Source organism: Mycolicibacterium celeriflavum (assembly GCF_010731795.1).
GTDB lineage: Bacteria > Actinomycetota > Actinomycetes > Mycobacteriales > Mycobacteriaceae > Mycobacterium > Mycobacterium celeriflavum.
This window is the reverse complement of record NZ_AP022591.1, coordinates 833,831-850,704: the sequence shown is the minus strand read 5'-3', so window position 1 is coordinate 850,704 and position 16,874 is coordinate 833,831. Positions and strand designations below refer to the sequence as shown.

The window sequence follows — 16,874 nt, the reverse complement described above, 5'->3', positions numbered from 1 at the left end:
TCCAACCACCCGGCGCGGTCATGATGTCGGGGAGCGTGTAGACACGTTCGCGTGACCCCCGATGCGACCCCGGACCTACGTTCCGAACTGGGCAAGGGCTTCGACACCGAGCTCGGCCTGACCTATCTCGAACTCGGCCCCGACGGCGGCCGGGCACAGCTGAAGATCGAGGACAAGCTGCTGCAGCCGTACGGCATCGTGCACGGCGGCGTGTACTGCTCGATCGTCGAAAGCCTGGCCAGCGTCTCGGCAGCCCTCTGGATCGCCGACAACGGCGGCGGGCACGTCGTCGGCGTCAACAACAACACCGACTTCCTGCGGGCCATCTCGTCGGGAACGGTCACCGCGGTGTCCGCACCGATCCACCGCGGCCGGCGCCAGCAGTTGTGGCAGATCACCATCACCGACGACGATGACCGACTCGTCGCGCGTGGGCAGGTGCGGCTGCAGAACATGCCCGCCGAGTGAGGGTCAGCAGCGGGTGTGCTGCTGAAAGCCGCTTGGCGTGGCAATATCCCGCACTATGCTGTTGACCCCGCACGAACAGGACCGGCTGCTGCTCTCGTATGCCGCCGAACTGGCGCGCCGCCGACAGGCGCGCGGCCTCAAGCTCAACCACCCCGAGGCGGTCGCGGTGATCAGCGACCACCTCCTCGAGGGTGCCCGCGACGGTCGCACAGTTTCAGAGTTGATGGTCAGCGGCCGCGAGGTGCTCGGTCGCGAGGATGTCATGGAAGGCGTTCCCGAAATGCTCGACGCCGTCCAGGTGGAGGCGACATTCCCGGACGGCACCAAGCTCGTTACCGTCCACCATCCCATCCGATGATCCCGGGTGAAATCGTCCACGGGCAGGGCGATATCGAGATCAATGCGGGCGCGCGACGCATCGAACTGGACGTCGTCAACACCGGCGACAGGCCTGTCCAGGTCGGCAGCCATGTGCATCTGCCGCAGGCCAATGCTGCTCTGGAGTTCGACCGTGACGCTGCCCACGGCCACCGGCTCGACATTCCAGCCGGTACCGCTGTTCGCTTCGAACCCGGTGTCGTCCAGCATGTTTCGCTGGTACCGCTGACCGGGTCACGCGAGGTCCACGGGCTGAGCCTACAACCGCCGGGCCGACTGGACGCCTCATGAGCGAACTGTCTCGCGCCAGGTATACCGCGCTGTTCGGGCCGACGACCGGCGACCGGATCAGGTTGGCCGACACGGATCTGTTCGTGGAAATCACCGAGGATCGCAGCGGCGGCCCCGGCCGGGCAGGTGACGAGGCGGTGTTTGGCGGCGGCAAGGTATTGCGCGAGTCGATGGGACAGGGGCGCGCGACCCGGGCCGACGGGGCGCCCGACACCGTGATCACCGGCGTGGTGATCATCGACTACTGGGGAATCATCAAAGCCGACATAGGTATCCGCGACGGCCGCATCGTCGGCATCGGCAAGGCAGGCAACCCCGACATCATGTCCGGCGTGCATCCCGAGCTCGTCGTCGGGCCGTCGACGGAAATCATCGGGGGCAACGGACGTATCGTCACCGCGGGAGCGATCGACTGCCACGTGCACCTGATCTGCCCGCAGCTCATGGCGGAGGCGCTCGGCGGCGGCATCACCACAATCGTTGCCGGCGGCACCGGCCCAGCCGAGGGCAGCAAGGCCACCACCGTCACCCCCGGGGCGTGGCATCTCGCGCGCATCCTCGAGTCGCTGGACTCGTGGCCGATGAACGTAGCCCTGCTCGGCAAGGGAAACACGGTCAACACCGACTCATTGTGGGAGCAGTTGCGCGGCGGCGCTTCGGGTTTCAAACTTCACGAGGACTGGGGGTCGACTCCTGCGGCGATCGATGCCTGCCTTACCGTCGCCGACGCTTCCGGTGTGCAGGTCGCACTTCACTCCGACACGCTCAACGAGGCAGGCTTCGTCGAGGACACGATCGGCGCGATCAATGGCCGCTCGATCCACGCCTACCACACCGAGGGCGCGGGGGGCGGCCACGCACCCGACATCATCCGGGTCGCCGCCGAGGCATACGTTCTACCGAGTTCGACGAATCCGACCCGGCCGCACACCGTCAACACGCTTGACGAACACCTCGACATGTTGATGGTGTGCCATCACCTCAACCCCCAGGTGCCCGAGGATCTCGCGTTCGCCGAGAGTCGGATCCGGCCCTCGACGATGGCCGCCGAGGATCTGCTACACGACATCGGGGCGATCTCGATGATCGGCAGCGACTCGCAGGCCATGGGCCGTATCGGGGAGGTGGTCATCCGCACCTGGCAGACCGCACACGTGATGAAGCGACGGCGCGGCGCGCTACCCGGCGATAACGAAGCAGACAACACCCGCGCCCGTCGCTACGTCGCCAAATACACCATCTGCCCGGCTATCGCGCACGGACTCGACCACGAGGTCGGATCGGTCGAGGTCGGCAAACTGGCCGACCTCGTGCTGTGGGAACCGGCGTTTTTCGGGGTCCGCCCGTACGCGGTGCTGAAGGGCGGAATGATCGCATGGGCCGCCATGGGCGACGCGAACGCGTCGATTCCCACGCCGCAGCCCGTGCTGCCCCGACCGATGTTCGGCGCGGCGCCTGCGGCCGCGGCGGCCACATCGGTGCACTTCGTTTCGCCGCAGGCTGTCGATGACGGGCTCGCCGACCGCCTGGCCGTCAATCGGCGTCTGGTAGCCGTCCGCGATGTTCGGCAAGTCAGTAAAGCTCAGATGCCTCTCAACGACGCGCTTCCCGCCATCGACGTCGACCCGGACACGTTCACCGTGCGTATCGACGGCGACGTGTGGCAGGAGGCGCCCGCCGCCGAACTACCCATGGCGCAGCGCTATTTCCTCTTCTAGGAGTTCACCTTTGACCCACTTGGCCACGCTACTCGCGCTGTCCGACTCGCGGCTCCCGACGGGCGGGCACGTGCATTCCGGAGGTGTCGAGCAGGCCGTTACAGAGGGGCGGGTCTGCGACCTGCCCACGCTTCGGGCATACCTGCGTCGCCGAATCCGTACCCACGGCCTGGTGACGGCATCGGTGGCGGCCGCGGTGCACGCCGGCGACCTCGGCATCTCCCATGCGGACCGCGAAACCGATGCTCGCACACCCGCTCCCGCCGCCCGGCGGGCCTCCCGCGCACAGGGTCGCGGCCTGGTCCGGCTGGCGCGTCGGGTCTGGCCGGACGGTGGCTGGGGCACGCTCGGAAGCACGCCGCACCTAGCCGTAGCGGCGGGCGCGGTCGGTGCGGCCAGCGGGATGACCCCCGACCTCACCGCGCTGTCGATCGTCTATACCACCATGACCGGTTCGGCGACGGCCGCCCAGCGTCTGCTCGCCCTCGACCCCGGTGACGTCGCAGCGCTGACGTTCGAGCTGTCCACGTTGTGCGAACAGACCGCCGCCGAGGCGGCCAAGGAACTTTCCGACCTGTCCGATCCGCTGCTGGACGCGCTGGCCCAGCGGCACACCCAACGCGAACGACCCTTGTTCGTCTCCTGAAAGAGAAGCGATGCCACCGCATTTCCTCGACGGTCAGCCACACCATCACACCGACCGGCCGAAGCGACGCCGAGAGCCGGGAGAGCCGCTGCGCATCGGCATCGGCGGCCCCGTCGGCTCTGGCAAGACCGCGCTCGTCGCGGCGCTGTGCAGGCAGCTGCGCGACGAGTTGTCCCTGGCGGTGCTTACCAACGACATCTACACCACCGAGGACGCCGACTTCCTGCGCCGCCACGCCGTGCTGCCCGATGGGCGGATCGCCGCGGTCCAGACCGGCGGCTGTCCCCACACCGCAATCCGCGACGACATCACCGCCAACCTCGATGCCATCGACGACCTCATCGCGGAAAACGAGCGGCTCGACCTGATCCTGGTCGAGTCCGGCGGTGACAACCTGACGGCCACCTTCTCATCCGGGCTGGTTGACGTGCAGATCTTCGTCATCGATGTGGCCGGCGGCGACAAGGTGCCGCGGAAGGGCGGGCCGGGGGTGACCTATTCAGATCTGTTGGTGGTCAACAAGACCGATCTGGCGCCGCGCGTCGGGGCTGATCTCGAGGTGATGCGTCGCGACGCGGCGACGGTGCGTGGTGACCGGCCGACAGTGCTGATCTCGCTGACCGACGACCCTGCGGCCACCGCCGTGCTTGCCTGGGTGCGTGAGCAGCTGCGGGTATCTGCGCACGCGTCGGGGAGTAGCGAGGATTCGGTCTAGTGCGTTCAGACGTCCTCGTCGTCGCCCGTCGCGACCGCCGGCCGCGCATCGAATGCACGGGCGGGCTCGCCGCACGCGAGACCGAACCCCACACAGTGCATTTGGTGTCGGTGGCCGCCACCCCGCTCGGTGGCGACGCAGTACGTGTGCGGATCGTGGTCGAGCCTGGCGCGTTACTGCGGGTGCGCACCGCAGCGGCGACGGTGACGCTGCCGGGCCCGAGAACGAATGAGTCACACGCGGTCTGGACACTGGAGGTGGCAGGAGATCTCGACGTCGATCCGCAGCCCACCGTGGTGGCCGCCACGTCACGGCACATCGCCGCTACCCGGATTGACCTCACCGGATCTGGTCGCGTCCGGCTGCGGGAGCGTGTTCAGATTGGTAGATCTGCTGAGCGGCAGGGTTTTTGGGCCGGGTCGCTGCACGCGGACGTCGACGGGTCCGCCCTGCTGCGCCATCGCGTCGAAATGGGCAGCGGCTCGGTGACCGACGACGAACTCGGCGCGCCGATGGCGATTGTCAGCGAGTTGCACTATCCGGGCAGCCATATAGAGACCGACGGCGTTGCGCTGGCGCTGGCGGGCGGTGGCTGCCTTGCCACGTGGCAGGGCGCCCGGCTCTAGCCGCTAGATCGCCATGGCGGCGCGGACTTCGGCCTCCGATGCCGAACCGCCGGCGCCGCTGGAAGTGACGCGGCCGGACTCGAGGACGTAATAGCGCTGCGACGACTCCAGCGCAAATCCGATGTGCTGCTCGACGAGCAGCACGCCCAGGTCGCCACGTTTGGTCAAGTCGGTGATGGCGGCCTCGATTTCGGCCACCACCGACGGCTGGATGCCCTCGGTCGGCTCGTCGAGAATCAGACACCTGGGCCTGGTGATCAGCGCGCGGGCGATCGCCAACTGTTGGCGTTGGCCACCCGAGAGTAGTCCGGCCCGCCGCGTCAGCAGCTCCTTGAGCGCGGGGAACAGGTCGAGCTGCTCGTCGATCAGCTGCTTGCCGTTCTTGCGTCCGTCGGCGACGACCTGAAGGTTCTCCGCCGTCGTCAGCTGGCCGAACGACTGCTGACCCTGCGGCACATACCCCAGACCACGCGCCACCCGCGCGCTCGGCCGCAGATTGGTGATGTCGTCACCGTCGAAAAGCACTCTTCCGGCACTGCATTTCAACAGGCCCACGGCTGCGCGCAGGAGTGTGGTCTTACCTGCCCCGTTGTGGCCCATCACAGCCGCCACCCCGTGCGAGGGCACCTCGACGCTGACCCCGTGCAGGACCTCGGAGCGGCCATGGCCAGCGTGTACGTCGACAAGCCGGAGCATCAGGAGTTCTCCTCGATGAGGTCGGAGGGCCCGCCCGTGGGCAAGGTTGAAGCGCCGGCGGCCGCCGTACCGAGGTAGACCTCCTGCACTTTCGGATTGGCCTGCACCTCGGCCACCGATCCCTCGGCGACGACCTGCCCGCGGGCCAGCACGGTCACCGAAGTGGCGAACGCGCGCATGAAATCCATATCGTGTTCGACGACGACGACGGTGCGCTCCGCGCCGATGCGGCGCAGCAGGTTTCCGGTCTCCTCGCGCTCCTCGTGGCTCATCCCCGCGACCGGCTCGTCGAGCAGCAGGACGTCTGCGTTCTGTACCAGGAGCATGCCGATCTCGAGCCACTGCTTCTGGCCGTGGGCGAGCACACCGGCGGGTTCTTCGGCCAGCTCGGTCAGGCCGATCGTGTCCAGGGCCACCTCGACGGACGGCAGAATCCCGCGGCGTCGGCGCAACAACGTCCACGGCGAGCGTCCCGCGCCCGCAGCAATATCCAGGTTCTGCAGCACGGTCAGCTGTTCGAAGACACTGGCCGTCTGGAAAGTCCGGCCCACCCCCAGCCGCGCGATCTGGTGCACCTTCTTGCCGAGTAGCTCCAAGCCCGACTTGTTGACCGAGCCGGTGGCGGTCACGAGCCCGGTGATCGCGTCGATGACAGTGGTCTTGCCCGCGCCGTTCGGGCCGATCAGGAACCGCAGGTCGCCTTGAAACAGTGTCAGGTCGACGTCGCTGACCGCCTTGAAACCGTCGAAATCTACCGTCAGACCGCGGACTTCGAGGTACTCGGTGCCCATGCCGACGTTGCCACCGGCCACCGGTCGCACTTTCGCACCTGTCATGTCGATGCCCCAACCTTCTCCGCATCCGGATCGGTGTCGGCCGCGGCGGGCCGCTCCGCCTCGGGCAGCGGTCTGGGTCTGCGCTTGTGCCACCGCCCGTACAACGCACCGAACCCGGCGAAACCGGCGGGAAAGAAGCCGACGACGACGATGAACAGCAGCCCCTGAGCGTATGTCCATTCTGATGGAAAGCGTTCGGAGAACAGGGTTTGCGCCCACGCGACACCGATCGCGCCCAGCACCGGTCCCAGCAGCGTCGTACGTCCGCCGATCGCCACACCGATCAAAAACGCGATCGACGGAAGGATGCCGACCTGCGATGGCGCGATGAACCCGACAATCGGTGCGAACAGCGCGCCGGCGATGCTGGCGAAGAGCGCGGCGACGGTGTAGGCGACCACCTTGATGTTCGCCGGGTCGTAGCCCAAAAAACGCACCCGCTCTTCGCCGTCGCGTACGGCCACCAGCAGCTCGCCGTAACGGCTCTGCATGAGCTGCCGGACCACGGCGACGACGAGGAGCAGCACGCCGGCGGCGATGAAGTAGAGCATCCGCCGGTTCACGGGATCGTTCAAGGTGAACCCGAAGAACGTACGAAACCTGTTGAGCCCGTTGCTTCCCCCGAGACTGGTTTGCCCGACCAACAGGATCGCCAGTGCCGCGGCCAGCGCCTGCGACAGGATCGCGAAATACGCGCCTTTGACGCGGCGCTTGAAGACGCCCAAGCCCAGCGCCGCGGCGATGACCGTCGGCAACACCACGATCGCCAGCAACGTGAAGGCGGGGGAGGCGAACGGCTGCCAGTAGGACGGCAATTCGCGCACCCCGGCGATCTGCATGAAATCGGGAACGTCGTCGCCGCGGATCTGCGCGTCGGCGATCTTCAAATGCATGCCCATCATGTAGCCGCCCAGGCCGAAGAACACGCCCTGGCCGAGCACCAGCATGCCGCCGCGGCCCCAGGCCAAACCGATACCGACGGCGACGATGGCGAAACACAGGAACTTGCCGAGCAGGGACAGGCGGAAGTCGGACAGGACGACGGGCGCCACCCCGAACAGCAGGACCGCTGCGACGCCGAAGCCAACCCACGTCTGCCAGCGGCCCAATAGGACCCTCATGCGAGACTCCTTGTCCGAACGGTGAACAAGCCCTGTGGACGCACCTGCAGGAAGACCACGATGATCACGAAGACAACCACCTTGGCCAGTGATGCTGTGGTGTTGTACTCGATGAACGAATTCAAGAAGCCCAGGGCGAACGCCGCGATCACGGTGCCCTTGATCTGGCCGAGCCCACCGACGACGACAACCAGGAACGCGTCGATCAGGTAGCTCTGCCCGATGGTCGGGCTCGTCGAACCGATCAGCGTCAGCGCCACACCGGCCACCGCCGCCAGTCCCGACCCGATGAAAAACGTTGTGATGTCGGTCTTGCGCGACGAGATGCCACTGGTTTCGGCCAGGTCACGGTTCTGCACGACCGCGCGGATGCGACGTCCCATGGGGCTGACCTTGAGCGCGGTGGCCAGCGCCGCCACGCACGCGATCGCCAACACCAGGATGAAGATGCGCGTCCTGGGCACCACCGCCCCGAATATCTCCATACCGCCGGACAGCCACGGCGGCGCGACAACGTTCACCGCCGGCGCGCCGAAGATGTCGCGGGCCACCTGCTGCAGGATCAGCCCGACGCCGAACGTCACCAACAGCGTGTCGAGCGGGCGGTGATACATCCGTTGAATGAGCGTCACTTCCAGCAGCGCGCCCATCGCACCGCCGATGACGAAACCGACCACGAGCGAAATCAAGAGCGACGCACCGGCACTCGTCACCATCTGCTGCACCACATAGGCGGTGTAGCAACCCACCATGATGAACTCGCCGTGCGCCATGTTGATGACGCCCATCTGGCCGAACGTCAGGGACAACCCCAGCGCCGCCAGCAACAGGATCGAGCCGAGGCTCAACCCCGTTGCCAGCTGTCCGATCAGGACATCCATCTCAGCTGGAGAGCCCCGCTGCCCACGGATAGGACTTCAGGTACGGGTCCGGCTCGATCGGGCCAGGCGACTCCCAGACCGTGTAGATGAGCCCGTCGGGACGGATCTCGCCGATGCGGGCCGTCTTGGTGATGTGATGGTTCTCGCCGTCGATGGTGACCAGGCCTTCGGGAGCGTCGAAGGTGACCCCGCCCGCGTTGTCCTGAATTGCTTTGACATCGAACGACTTCGCCTTCTCGACGGTGTTCTTCCACAGGTACACCGAGACGTAAGCGGCTTCCATCGGATCCGATGTCGGCTTGTCGGCGCCGAACTTGTCCTGGTAGGCCTTGACGAACGCCTTGTTGACCGGATTGTCGACGGTTTCGTAGTAATCCCACGCGGTCAGCTGACCGGTGATGTTCTGCACGCCGATGCCGCCGACCTCTTCCTCGGCGATCGACACCGACACCACCGGCATGGCCTGCGGCGTCAGGCCGACGTTGCGGTACTCCCGGAAGAACGCGACGTTGGAGTCGCCGTTGAGGGTGTTGAACACCGCGTCGGCGTCGGCGGTGCGGACCTTGTTGACTATCGTCGAGAAGGCCGTCGAACCCAGCGGGGTGTAGTCCTCGCCCTTGATCTCGATGCCGTTGGCGTCCGCATACGCCTTGATGATCCGGTTGGCGGTCTGGGGAAACACATAGTCGCTGCCCACGAGGTAAAGCGACTTGACGCCCTTTTCCTTGAGGTAGTCCAGCGCAGGGACGATCTGCTGATTGGTGGTGGCGCCGGTGTAGAAGATGTTCTTCGACGACTCCAGGCCCTCGTACTGCACCGGGTAGTACAGCAGCGAGTTGGCGCTTTCGAAAACGGGCAGCATGGCCTTGCGCGACGAGGAGGTCCAACCGCCGAACACGGCGGCGACACAGTCGCTGCTGATCAGCTTCTCGGCCTTCTCGGCGAAAATGGTCGGCTCGGACGCCCCATCCTCACCGACGAGCTGGAGTTGCTTACCCATCACGCCGCCTGCGGCGTTGATCTGCTCGACAGCCAGGTCGATCGCGTGGCGCACCGTCACCTCGGAGATAGCCATGGTGCCCGACAGCGAGTTCAGTGCACCTATCTTGACGGTGGGACCGGAAGTGTCCACGCATGACGCGGCGCTTGCCGAATCCGATTCGGTGGCCTTGCTTCCGCAGCCGGACAGCAGTAACGCGATCGCGGCGACGACGCCTCCGGCCCTGAAGGCCGAACGTTTCAACGAGGAGCGTCGGACAAGTCGCATGGACAGCCTTTCCCGAGAACAGCAACGCTCATCGCCGACGAGCGTTGATAGTCAAGCGGCACGTGAGACACCACGCGGTGTCGAACTGGGACGTTAGATCGGCTGTGTTTCTACGAAATGTCTGTATGTGACGAACAAATTAACCTGTGGCTTGCCAGGCGTTGATCGGCCGTTTGCCGGGTGCGACGCTCGCCGGGCCTCGGCGCTGTTCTCCACGAACACGTGGGTTCGGCTATGTCGCACCGCCGTTCACGATGCGCCCGAGTACGCCAATGGCGCTAAAGCGTGTGGAACGCTGCGGTCGAGTCGCCGGAGGGGTAGGGCGGTTTGGCTGAGGTAGATGAAGCCTTCCTGCGCAATCAGGGTCGTTTCGTAGTGGTGGTCGATGCGGCGGCTGTGGTTGTTCCATTCGTTGGTGCGTTCGACCACCCAACGTCGCGGTGCGACGATGAAGCCGTGGCCGGGTTTGGGCCTGGAGATCACGTCGACGGTGACGCCCGCCTTGGCCGCTGCGGTGGTGAGAGCCTGCCCGGTGTAGCCCTTGTCCCCCCACGCGTGGCTGATGGTCGGCGCGATCGGCTTGGCCTTGGGCAGCAGTGTGGGATATGCAGCCCCGGTGCTGCAGGTCAGTTGGTGTGACGACAGCGGCGACCAGCACACCGGCGGAGTCGATGAGCACGTTGGCGTTTGGCGCCGTCGATGTTGTGTGCGCCGTCGAAGCCACGCTGCCCGGCTACCGGCGATGCTGTGACCGACGAGGTATCGACGACGGCTGCGGTGGGCCGTCGGCGCCGCCGGGATCGGGTGCGGGCTTCGCCGGCGGACCGCGGTAGAGGATTGGCGCCCGGGTGCTGTTGTGGCGCCAGCGCAGGAAATGCTTGTGGGCGGCCGATCATGACACGGTGAAGTCGTGCGCAGGTGCGGCCACGCGCAGCCGGTGTGCAGCACGTAGAGCATGGCTGGAAATGTTGGGAGGTACTCGCGGCAGCGGTGCGGTGGGCAGGGCCGCGCTCCCTTTGGATGGTTGGGCACCAGGTAGCGGGCGGTGCGCGCTCACGCGGTGTTGGACAGATCGGCGCGGTAGCGTCGGCGGAGCTGACCGGGTTTGGGGTCACCTGATTACCGGTAGTGATCACCGATACCGACATGTCCGCGCTGGCTGGGGCGCTTGTCAGTATCTTGTGAGACGTTGATCGGTGATGGCGCGGCACACCACATTCCGGTTCTGTCTCGATCCGACGGTCGAGCAGTGTGAGGTGCTGGCTCGTCATGGCGGGGCGTCGCGGTTCGCGTTCAATCAGTGTCTGCGGATCGTGAAAACCGCGCTCACCCAACGTCGCACCGATGCCGGCGTGCAGGTGCCGTGGACGGGGTTCGATCTGATCAACGCGTTCAACGCATGGAAGAAATCCGAGGACGCCGGCCGGGTCTTCACCGTCGACTCCCAGGGCGTCGCCGAAGTGGCGGTGACAGGCTTGTCGTGGCGGGGTGAGGTGTGTCAGCAGGTGTTCGAGGAAGCCGCTGTCGATCTGGGCAGGGGCCTGACAGCGTGGTCGGATTCACGCTCGGGCAAGCGAGCGGGCCGCCGTGTCGGCTTCCCGCACTTCAAGAAGAAGATCGGCACTATCGCCTCGTTTCGGCTGCGCAACAAACACGCCAAGGGCAAACCGCCGGCGATCCGTGTCGGCGATAACAACCGGGCCCGCTCGGTGACGCTGCCCGGCATCGGTCTGATCTCGGTCCATGACGACACCCGCCGGCTACGGCGGATGATCGCCAAACACCGAGCGAAAATCTTGTTCGCCACGATCAGCTACCACGGCGGCCGGTGGTGGTGTGCGTTGAACGTCGAAGCCGCCGACTTGCACCCACGCCAGCAGCACCCGGCGCGCACCGACGACACCGGCGGTTGGGTGGGGGTGGACCGTGGCCTATCGGCGTTTCTGGTCGGCGCCACCATCGACGGCACCGAAGTCGCCCGCATCAGCGATGCACCCAAAGCGCTGGCTGTCGGGCTCAAACAGCAGCGACGGCTAGCCAAGTCGTTGTCCCGCAAGCAGAAAGGATCACACAACCGCAAGCATGCCGCCGCCCGGCTGGGCCGCCATCATCACCGTGTCGCCAATATTCGACGCCATTTCCTGCACCAGGTATCAGGCGAGCTGGTCAAGACCCACGACCGGCTCGTCATCGAAAACCTCAACGTGGCAGGCATGCTGGCCAACCACCGCCTCGCCAGGGCCATCTCCGATGCCGGCTGGGCCGAGTTCGCCCGCCTACTCAAATACAAGCAGGCCTGGCGCGGCGGCCAGCTCCTCGAAGCCGACCGCTGGTACCCATCGACTCGCCGCTGCCCCCAATGCGGGTCAGTCAACACTGCGATGACGCTGGCCGATCGGGTATTCACCTGCACGTGCGGGCATACCGCCGACAGGGATACCAACGCCGCGGTGAATCTGGCCCACTGGGGCCAGGCCCACCACGATGACCTTCATCGATCCCCGGACCCCCAAGCAGGAGGCCGGGCCACCAATGCCCGCCGACGAGACGGCACTGGCCAACACCCCCGTGTTGGTGAAACCAGCTCGGATGACGCGGGAACCGACGTTCACACCGCACCAGCGGCCTGAACCAACGAACGCCCGAGAAGGGTGGTGCCGAACACTCAACCGAGTTGTCCGACACGCTTTAGCCGGCGACCCTCTCGGTGTCGCGTACCCCCGCCGCGATCTCCTCGAGCTCTTCGATCCGGGTGCGGGCGTAGGCCTGCTGTTCGGTGATCGTGAGGTTGCCGCGCTGCGTCGACAGGAACGTCACCGTCCACGACAGCAGCGTGGTGATCTTGCGGCGGAACCCGACCAGGTACACGAGGTGCAGCACCAGCCAGGCCAACCACGCGATGAAGCCGCCGAACTCGAGCGGACCGATCTTGGCGACCGCGGAGAATCGCGACACCGTGGCCATCGAGCCCTTGTCGAAGTACTGGAACGGTTCGCGGGCAGTGGGGTCGGCGCCCTTCAACTCGGCCCTGATCGCGTTGGCGGCGTACCTGCCGCCCTGGATCGCGCCTTGCGCCTGCCCGGGCACGCCCTCGACGTGGGCCAGGTCGCCGACCACGAACACGTTGGGGTGGCCGGGGATCGTCAGGTCGGGCCCCACCAGGACGCGACCGGCCCGGTCGACCTCGACGTCGGACTGCTCGGCGAGATCGCGGCCCAGCGGGCTGGCCTGCACACCGGCCGACCACACCTTCGTCGCCGATTCGATGCGCCGGATCGTCCCGTCGGAGTCCTTGACCGTGATGCCGTTGCGGTCCACGTCCGTGACCATGGCGCCGAGTTGGATGTCGACGCCCATCTTCTCCAGTCGCGCCTGGGCCTTCTTGCCTAGCTTCTCACCCATCGGAGGCAGCACCGCGGGCGCCGCGTCGAGCAAAATCACCCGCGCCGTGGTCGAATCGATATGGCGGAACGCGCCTTTGAGCGTGTGGTCGGCCAATTCGGCGATCTGCCCGGCCATTTCGACGCCGGTCGGGCCCGCGCCGACCACCGTGAACGTGAGCAGTTTCTCGCGCCGGGCCGGGTCACTCGAGCGTTCGGCCTGCTCGAACGCGCTGAGGATGCGCGCGCGTAACTCCAGCGCGTCGTCGATGGACTTCATGCCGGGAGCCCACTCGGCGAAATGATCGTTGCCGAAATAGGATTGGCCGGCGCCGGCGGCGACGATCAGCGTGTCGTACGGAGTGACGTAGGTATGACCCAGAAGCTCCGACTTGACCGTCCGGTCGGCGAGGTTGATGTGAGTGACGTCGCCGAGCAGCACCTGGCAATTCTTCTGCTTGCGCAGGATCATCCGCGTCGGCGGCGCGATCTCGCCGGACGGGATGATGCCCGTCGCCACCTGGTACAGCAGCGGCTGGAACAGGTGGTGGGTCGTCTTGGCGATCATCTTGACGTCGACGTCGGCCCGTTTCAGCTTCTTGGCAGCGGTCAGCCCGCCGAAGCCTGATCCGATGATGACGACTTTGTGCCGATCAGATGCAGTGGCTCCGGGATGGCTCATATTGGGCTCCTCGACGGTGTCACGTGCAGAGTTCTACCCGTAACGGTAGTCGCCCGAACCTGCGATCGACGATTCCGGTTGCTGTGGCATTTCCCACGCCGGCGGCGCGATCAGCCGCCGAGAAGTGGCTTGAGATGCTCACCGACCGCGGTGATCCCGCCCGGCTGATACCCGTTCAGACTCGTCACCGGGCTGAGGATCACGCCGTCGACGCCGGCGTCGAGAACCTTGGACTTCACCTGCTCGACGACCTGCTCGGCGCTGCCGTAGACCGCCTGCTGCTTGAAGTCGTCGGGAATCACGTCGCCCGTGACGTTCTCGTCGATGATCGCGACGACCAGCATGCTCGTCTCGAGCGTGGCGGGGTCGCGGCCGATCTCCTCGCAGCGCTCCTTCACGACCTGCACTTTGCGAGGCAGCTCGTCGAAGCCCGCGATGAGGTTGAGGTGGTCGAAGTGCCGCGCGGCCAGCGGAATTGTCTTCTTCTCACCGCTACCACCGATCATCAGCGGAATGTGGCCGCGGAAGCGGGGCTCGGCCATGGCCTCTTTGGTGCGGTAGTACTTGCCATCGACGGTCGGATGCTCGCCTTTGAGCATCGGGAGAATGATCTCCAGCGCCTCGTTGAGCCTGTTGAACCGGTCGGTGAAGGTCCCGAACTCAAACCCCAGAGAGTCGTGCTCCAGTTCGTACCAGCCCGTGCCAATGCCCAGGATCGCGCGGCCCTGGCTCATCACGTCCAGCGTGGTGATCGCCTTGGCCAGCAGCGTGGGATTGCGGTAGGTGTTGCCGGTGACCAGCGTGCCGAGTTGGACGCGCTCGGTGGCGGCGGCCAGTCCACCCAACGCGGTGTACGCCTCGAGCATCGGCGCATCAGGCGTACCGAGGCCGGGCAGTTGGTAGAAGTGGTCCATCACGAACACCGAGTCGAAGCCGGCGGCCTCGGCTTCTTGGGCCTGCGCGACGACGGTGGGGAAGATCTGCGCGACGCCGGTGCCGTACGAGAAGTTGGGGATCTGGAGTCCGAGTTTGATGGTCACGGGGGCTACGTAACCACAACTCACCGCGGGGGTCAGCCCGCGTCAGCTCCGGGCGAACGGCGGAATAATTCAGCCGAAGTCCGTCAGCGCACCCTTGCTGACGTGCAACGTCTGGCCGGTGATGTGGCGCGCCGCAGGGGTGGAGAGGAAAAGCGCGAGCCGGGCGATCTCGTCAGCCACCGATGGCGGGGTACGCGACAGGCCTTCGTAGCCCGGTTCGGTGCTGCGTCCCGACGCCACCGCGTTGACCGTGATGCCGCGGGTGCCGAACTGCGCGGCCTGGCCCGCGGTCCAGTTGGAGATGGCGGCCTTGATGGCCGCCTCAGCGCTGCCTTCTACCGGGTGTTCGGGCACCACGGTGACGATCGAACCGCCCGAGCGCAGGTGATCGCCCAGGATCTGCACGGTCAGCACCGCTGAGACCACAGTCGAGTCGAGGGCCTCGCGCCACGCTTTGGCCAGCTCCGACAGGGAATAGGTGCGCGGGTCGCCGCCGTCCCAGCGAGGCGCGGGCACGTTGACGATGGTGTCGAGGTGATGCGGGAACTGCGGTCGCGCCGCTTCCAGGCTCGTGGCATCTGTGTTGTCGAACACGATCGCGTCGACGTCGAGTTCCTTGGCGGCGACTTCGAGGTCCTCCCGGTTGGCGCCTGCGATCACGACCCGGTGACCGGCGTCGCGGAAGCCTCCGGCGATCGTGCGACCCAGATCGGTGTCACCTGCGGTGACGAGCACCTCCATCGCGGACCTCCTTGTCGTGCCAACGCTGAACCCAGCGATCCCGGGCAATGTTACTGGACAGTAGCTAGGGCGCGAAACCGGCGCGCGGGCGCATGTGCCATAGGGTTTTCCCGTGACGTGGAGGGCGACGGCCGGTTGAGTATCTCGGCTGGGCTGCCGCGCTGGCTGTACCTGCCCGCCGCGGTTGGTGCGCTGTTCGTGGCGGTGCCTCTTGTTGCAGTGGCCGCGAGGGTGGACTGGCCGAATTTCGTGCACCTGATCAGCAGTGAGTCCTCAATCAGCGCGCTGCTGCTGAGCCTGCGAACGGCGACCGCGAGCACCGTGATGTGCCTGGTTTTCGGCGTGCCGATGGCCCTGGTGCTGGCCCGCAGCGACAGCCGGCTGATCCGGGCGGCGCGGCCGCTGATCCTGCTGCCGCTGGTGCTGCCTCCGGTGGTCGGCGGTATCGCGCTGCTCTACGCGTTCGGCCGACTTGGCCTGATCGGGCAGTACCTGGAGGCAGCGGGTGTCCAGATCGCATTCACGACCACGGCGGTCGTGCTCGCCCAGACATTCGTGTCGCTGCCCTTCCTCGTCATCGCGCTGGAAGGGGCCGCGCGGACGGCGGGTGCCGATTACGAGATGGTGGCGGCCACGCTGGGCGCCCGGCCATCCCGGGTGTGGTGGCGCGTGACGTTGCCGCTGCTGACTCCGGGCCTGGTGTCCGGTGCCGTGCTCGCATTCGCGCGCTCGCTAGGCGAGTTCGGCGCCACGCTCACGTTCGCGGGCTCCCGTCAGGGCGTCACCCGAACACTGCCGTTGGAGATCTATCTGCAGCGGGAGAGCGACGCCGACGCCGCGGTGGCGTTGTCGTTGTTGCTCGTGGTGGTGGCCGCAGTCGTGGTACTGGGCCTGGGCAGTCGGCGGTTGCGGGGCGACAGTGCCTGGTAGCGCGGCGTGACGGGGATCAGCCTGCGGGCCGTTGTCGAGCATCGGGGCGTGGACGTCGAATTCGACGTCGCCGCAGGTGAGGTGCTGGCTGTGCTGGGCCCCAACGGGGCGGGCAAGTCGACGGTGCTGCACGTCATCGCGGGCCTAGTCCGGCCCGACGACGGTGTCGTGCGCGTGGGGGACCGAGTGCTCACCGACACCGCATCGCGGATCGACGTGCCGACCCATGACCGCCGCGTCGGAATGCTGCTGCAGGATCCGCTGTTGTTTCCGCATCTCGATGCCGCTGCCAACGTCGCCTTTCCGCCCGGCAGCAGGCGCCCCGAGCATTGGCTTGCGGAGGTCGACGCGACCGATCTGGCCGACCGCAGGCCCCGCCACCTGTCCGGTGGCCAGGCGCAACGGGTGGCACTGGCCCGTGCGCTGGCCGCCGAACCCGACGTGCTGCTCCTCGACGA

Annotated in this window: 20 protein-coding genes and 1 pseudogene; 12 read left to right on the top strand and 9 right to left on the bottom strand. The window is 66.5% G+C overall.

The window, feature by feature from the left end:
* The first annotated feature begins 51 nt into the window (after window positions 1-51).
* Genes G6N18_RS04030 through G6N18_RS04000 form a run of 7 tightly spaced genes read left to right on the top strand, consistent with a single transcriptional unit; the run spans window position 52 to window position 4,842 of the window.
* Window positions 52-468, top strand: coding sequence for a PaaI family thioesterase (locus G6N18_RS04030; RefSeq protein WP_083002582.1), 417 nt, complete (start codon window positions 52-54; stop codon window positions 466-468).
* 55 nt (window positions 469-523) lie between these two features.
* A complete protein-coding gene (locus tag G6N18_RS04025; protein ID WP_067221202.1) occupies window positions 524-826 on the top strand; it encodes an urease subunit gamma in 303 nt (100 codons plus the stop codon).
* Window positions 823-1,137 carry an urease subunit beta gene (locus tag G6N18_RS04020; RefSeq protein WP_067221205.1) on the top strand — a complete coding sequence of 105 codons (315 nt, stop codon included), beginning with the start codon at window positions 823-825 and terminating at the stop codon, window positions 1,135-1,137. Before G6N18_RS04025 ends, G6N18_RS04020 begins: the two co-directional genes overlap by 4 nt.
* Window positions 1,134-2,855 (top strand): urease subunit alpha, encoded by a 1,722-nt coding sequence (locus G6N18_RS04015; protein WP_067221208.1) that lies wholly within the window; start codon window positions 1,134-1,136, stop codon window positions 2,853-2,855. Before G6N18_RS04020 ends, G6N18_RS04015 begins: the two co-directional genes overlap by 4 nt.
* A gap of 10 nt (window positions 2,856-2,865) precedes the next feature.
* Window positions 2,866-3,501 carry an urease accessory protein UreF gene (locus tag G6N18_RS04010; RefSeq protein ID WP_067221213.1) on the top strand — a complete coding sequence of 212 codons (636 nt, stop codon included), beginning with the start codon at window positions 2,866-2,868 and terminating at the stop codon, window positions 3,499-3,501.
* A 10-nt stretch (window positions 3,502-3,511) separates the two neighbouring features.
* Complete coding sequence (gene ureG / locus G6N18_RS04005; RefSeq protein WP_067221217.1) at window positions 3,512-4,216, top strand: urease accessory protein UreG; 705 nt, start codon at window positions 3,512-3,514, stop codon at window positions 4,214-4,216.
* Entirely contained in the window at window positions 4,216-4,842 is a 627-nt protein-coding gene (locus G6N18_RS04000) for an urease accessory protein UreD (protein WP_083002585.1), read from the top strand. The genes ureG and G6N18_RS04000 overlap by 1 nt, the downstream gene beginning before the upstream one ends.
* 3 nt (window positions 4,843-4,845) lie before the next feature.
* Here G6N18_RS04000 and urtE read toward each other — a convergent pair whose 3' ends face one another.
* The 5 genes from urtE to urtA are packed head-to-tail and all read right to left on the bottom strand — an operon-like array spanning window position 4,846 to window position 9,565.
* Window positions 4,846-5,538, bottom strand: coding sequence for an urea ABC transporter ATP-binding subunit UrtE (gene urtE, locus G6N18_RS03995; protein WP_083002588.1), 693 nt, complete (start codon window positions 5,536-5,538; stop codon window positions 4,846-4,848).
* On the bottom strand, window positions 5,538-6,374 hold the full coding sequence (gene urtD / locus G6N18_RS03990) for an urea ABC transporter ATP-binding protein UrtD (RefSeq protein WP_083002591.1): 837 nt from the start codon (window positions 6,372-6,374) through the stop codon (window positions 5,538-5,540). The genes urtE and urtD overlap by 1 nt, the downstream gene beginning before the upstream one ends.
* Window positions 6,371-7,495: an urea ABC transporter permease subunit UrtC gene (urtC, locus tag G6N18_RS03985; RefSeq protein ID WP_067221230.1), complete on the bottom strand. Its 1,125-nt coding sequence runs from the start codon at window positions 7,493-7,495 to the stop codon at window positions 6,371-6,373. The genes urtD and urtC overlap by 4 nt, the downstream gene beginning before the upstream one ends.
* Window positions 7,492-8,376 carry an urea ABC transporter permease subunit UrtB gene (gene urtB, locus G6N18_RS03980; protein ID WP_067221235.1) on the bottom strand — a complete coding sequence of 295 codons (885 nt, stop codon included), beginning with the start codon at window positions 8,374-8,376 and terminating at the stop codon, window positions 7,492-7,494. The genes urtC and urtB overlap by 4 nt, the downstream gene beginning before the upstream one ends.
* Window position 8,377: 1 nt before the next feature.
* Window positions 8,378-9,565 carry an urea ABC transporter substrate-binding protein gene (gene urtA / locus G6N18_RS03975; RefSeq protein WP_322790895.1) on the bottom strand — a complete coding sequence of 396 codons (1,188 nt, stop codon included), beginning with the start codon at window positions 9,563-9,565 and terminating at the stop codon, window positions 8,378-8,380.
* Here urtA and G6N18_RS24485 point away from each other — a divergent pair.
* Window positions 9,450-9,740: a hypothetical protein gene (locus G6N18_RS24485; protein WP_234783655.1), complete on the top strand. Its 291-nt coding sequence runs from the start codon at window positions 9,450-9,452 to the stop codon at window positions 9,738-9,740. The genes urtA and G6N18_RS24485 overlap by 116 nt on opposite strands.
* A 152-nt stretch (window positions 9,741-9,892) precedes the next feature.
* On the opposite strand, the gene G6N18_RS03970 is transcribed toward G6N18_RS24485, so the two are convergent.
* Window positions 9,893-10,303, bottom strand: coding sequence for a transposase (locus tag G6N18_RS03970; protein WP_067221243.1), 411 nt, complete (start codon window positions 10,301-10,303; stop codon window positions 9,893-9,895).
* Between the two features lie 11 nt (window positions 10,304-10,314).
* Here G6N18_RS03970 and G6N18_RS03965 point away from each other — a divergent pair, with 11 nt between their 5' ends.
* A complete protein-coding gene (locus G6N18_RS03965; RefSeq protein ID WP_163689804.1) occupies window positions 10,315-10,476 on the top strand; it encodes a hypothetical protein in 162 nt (53 codons plus the stop codon).
* 366 nt (window positions 10,477-10,842) lie between these two features.
* Window positions 10,843-12,273 carry an RNA-guided endonuclease InsQ/TnpB family protein gene (locus tag G6N18_RS03960; protein ID WP_083002598.1) on the top strand — a complete coding sequence of 477 codons (1,431 nt, stop codon included), beginning with the start codon at window positions 10,843-10,845 and terminating at the stop codon, window positions 12,271-12,273.
* 58 nt (window positions 12,274-12,331) lie between these two features.
* Here the strand turns inward: G6N18_RS03960 and G6N18_RS03955 are convergent, their stop codons facing one another.
* From G6N18_RS03955 to G6N18_RS03945, 3 genes are all read right to left on the bottom strand, one after another.
* The gene (locus G6N18_RS03955; RefSeq protein WP_067214407.1) at window positions 12,332-13,705 is read right to left on the bottom strand and encodes a type II NADH:quinone oxidoreductase Ndh; all 1,374 of its coding nucleotides are present in this window, start codon (window positions 13,703-13,705) and stop codon (window positions 12,332-12,334) included.
* 110 nt (window positions 13,706-13,815) lie between these two features.
* Window positions 13,816-14,745, bottom strand: coding sequence for an LLM class F420-dependent oxidoreductase (locus G6N18_RS03950; RefSeq protein ID WP_083002601.1), 930 nt, complete (start codon window positions 14,743-14,745; stop codon window positions 13,816-13,818).
* Between the two features lie 69 nt (window positions 14,746-14,814).
* A complete protein-coding gene (locus G6N18_RS03945; RefSeq protein WP_067214420.1) occupies window positions 14,815-15,486 on the bottom strand; it encodes an SDR family oxidoreductase in 672 nt (223 codons plus the stop codon).
* 135 nt (window positions 15,487-15,621) lie between these two features.
* On the opposite strand from G6N18_RS03945, the gene G6N18_RS03940 reads away from it, so the two are divergent.
* Window positions 15,622-16,416 (top strand): ABC transporter permease, encoded by a 795-nt coding sequence (locus G6N18_RS03940; RefSeq protein WP_083002815.1) that lies wholly within the window; start codon window positions 15,622-15,624, stop codon window positions 16,414-16,416.
* 66 nt (window positions 16,417-16,482) lie between these two features.
* Window positions 16,483-16,821, top strand: a pseudogene (locus G6N18_RS24875) (ATP-binding cassette domain-containing protein); the annotation flags it as partial.
* Window positions 16,822-16,874 lie beyond the last annotated feature (53 nt).